General features: G+C 64.1%; 3 protein-coding genes. 2 read left to right on the forward strand and 1 reads right to left on the reverse strand.

Annotated features, from left to right (window positions below):
* Together DRV84_RS15910 and DRV84_RS15005 are read left to right on the forward strand one after the other, a co-directional pair.
* Positions 1–216 (forward strand): hypothetical protein (locus DRV84_RS15910; protein WP_205026751.1); only part of this gene is annotated, 216 nt, incomplete at its 5' end.
* A 35-nt stretch (positions 217–251) separates the two neighbouring features.
* Positions 252–1,280 carry an IS110 family RNA-guided transposase gene (locus tag DRV84_RS15005; protein ID WP_115982129.1) on the forward strand — a complete coding sequence of 343 codons (1,029 nt, stop codon included), beginning with the start codon at positions 252–254 and terminating at the stop codon, positions 1,278–1,280.
* A 229-nt stretch (positions 1,281–1,509) separates the two neighbouring features.
* Here the strand turns inward: DRV84_RS15005 and tnpC are convergent.
* Positions 1,510–2,507, reverse strand: a 998-nt coding sequence (gene tnpC / locus DRV84_RS15010; protein ID WP_115982131.1) for an IS66 family transposase, incomplete at its 5' end; no start/stop codon positions are given.

Below are 2,507 nucleotides of genomic sequence, written 5' to 3' on the forward strand. Positions count from 1 at the left end.
TTTGGGCGGAAAGTATCATGGGTGCGCCGCGCCGCCAACGACAAGACCGGCGCGGAGCATGTCCGCGTCGGTCGTCGTCCTGTCAGGTCGGGCGGGTCAGGCCGTGCGCAGCTCGGCCGCCTCGCGCTTGCCAAAAGGGCGGCGGTTGAGGTGTATGACGGCTTTGTTGATGGCGTGGATGCCCCCTCCCGGCGGCATCGCAATGTGCCAATGTGATGCGTGTGAAGCCATCACAGAAGGAGAGAGCATCCATGTCCGAAGCTACTATCATCGGCATCGACTTGTTAAAGCGGGTCTTCCAGTTGCATGGAGCTCGTGACGACGGGTCGGTCGTGTTTCGCAAGAAGCTTTCGCGCGCTCAGTTCATGGCTTTTGTGGCGCAGCATCCAAGGTGTGTGATCGCTATGGAAGCCTGCGCGACGGCGCACGGGTGGGGCCGCGAGTTTGAGAAGCTGGGACATGAAGTCCGCCTGATCCCGCCGATCTATGTGAAGCCGTTCGTCAAGCGCCAGAAGAACGATGTGGCTGATGCCGAGGCAATCGTAGAGGCAGCCTCGCGTCCCACCATGCGCTTTGTCCCGCTGAAGTCGGAAGCGCAGCAGGCACGAGCGATGCTGTTCCTCACCCGGCAGATGTTCGTCGGGCAGCGCACCCAGTTGATCAACGCTCTACGCGGACATCTTGCCGAGCATGGCTTGGTCGCGGCGAGAGGGCCTGCGCACCTCAAGCGCCTTGCCGATGCTATCGAGGATGACGGCACGGCGCTGCTCCAGGACGTTCGTGAACTCGGCCGGGTGTATCTCGAGCAGATTGAGGGCTTGAATGCTCGGATCGCCGATCTTGACAGGAAGATGAAGTGTGCGGCCAGAGAAGACGAATTGGTACGACGCGCTCAAATCATGCCGGGCGTGGGGCCGATCACAGCTCTTGCCATCGAGACCTTCGCTCCGGAGCTCGCGACATTCCGGCGAGGACGTGATTTTGCCGCTTGGCTCGGCCTTGTGCCGAAGCAGCATTCGACCGGCGGCAAAGCCCGACTTGGCAAGACGTCGAAGATGGGGCAGCGCGACATCCGAACGCTTCTCGTCTCCGGCGCGATGGCAGTTCTCCAGGCGGTAGAGCGGTTTGACACCCCGAATAACGACTGGCTCAAGCGCCTTCTGGCCCGCAAGCCTCGCATGGTCGCCGCGATCGCCCTGGCGAACAAGATGGCGCGTGCCCTTTGGGCCATGCTGACGAAACAGGAAGATTACCGGAACCCGGCGGCGATGATGGCGTGATCATACGACGCTTGCCATTTCGTCCCGGCACGTCGGGGGTGTGAGGAGGTCATTGAAGAGTAAGGGCAAAGGATCGAACAGATCCGGATCAGAGAACGCAGTCTTTGTGCAGGAGCCATCGAGCTCGGTTTGTTGATATGCCTCTGATCCGCGCATCGCCATACCGGCCCGCGGCCAAATCAGCGCCGCACAGAAAGGCCGTAAGCGCCAGCCACACCCCACGGGTTCTTCAGCTTGACGGCTGGAAGTTCCAGGGAAGGAGGTCGTCAATGCGGCTCTTGGGGTGGCCGCCGGCGATGGCTTCGAGCGTCGCCTTGAGGTAGGCGAAGGGCTCGATGTCGTTGATCTTGGCGGTTTCGATGAGCGACGCGATGCGGCCCCAGGCCTTGCCGCCCTCGTCGTGGCCCGCGAAGAGTGCGTTCTTGCGGTTCAGCGCGATGGGTCGGATCAGGTTTTCGACGCTGTTCGAATCGATCTCGACGCGGCCATCGTGGAGGAAGGTCTGCAGGCCGTCCCAGTGCCGGTGGATGTAGGTGAGCTTCTCGCCGGTGAGGAGGAAAAGAAAGGCGTCCAGTGGACGGCTTTCCCGACGAACCGACTTGGCCGAGACGCGGAGACGCTGCTCCTGCAGCCAGTCGCCGAAGGCCGCGACGAGGGGCGCCGTCCGCACTTGCCGGGCCTCGAGCCTTTGCTCGGGACCGCAGCCACGGATCTCGGCCTCGACGGCGTAGAGCTCTGCGATGCGGCGCAGGCCATCGGCCGCGATCTCGGAGCCATCGCGGTCGAAGACCTCCTTGAGCTTGCGCCGGGCGTGCGTCCAGCAGTGGGCCACGCGGATCGGCGTGCCACCTGTACGGGAGGGGCGCGTCAGCCGGTTGTAGCCCTGGTAGCCGTCGAGCTGCAGCGTGCCCTCGAAGCCATGAAGGAACCTCTCGGCATTCTTGCCGCTGCGGCCCGGGGCATAGAAGAACACCACCCCCGGCGGGTCATTGCCGCCCCAACCGCGCTCGTCGCGCGCCAGGGCCCAGAGGTAGCCGGTCTTGGTGCGCCCCCGCCCGGGATCGAGGACCGGCGCGCTTGTCTCGTCCATGAACAGATGCCCGGAGCTCTTCAGATGCTCGGCCAGCCGGTCGACGACAGGCCGCAGGTGGAAGCCCGCGACGCCCACCCAGTCCGCGAGCGTGCCGCGGTCGATGCTGACGCCCGACCGGGCGAGCATCTGGCTCT

The organism is Rhodosalinus sediminis, assembly GCF_003385555.1.
GTDB lineage: Bacteria > Pseudomonadota > Alphaproteobacteria > Rhodobacterales > Rhodobacteraceae > Rhodosalinus > Rhodosalinus sediminis.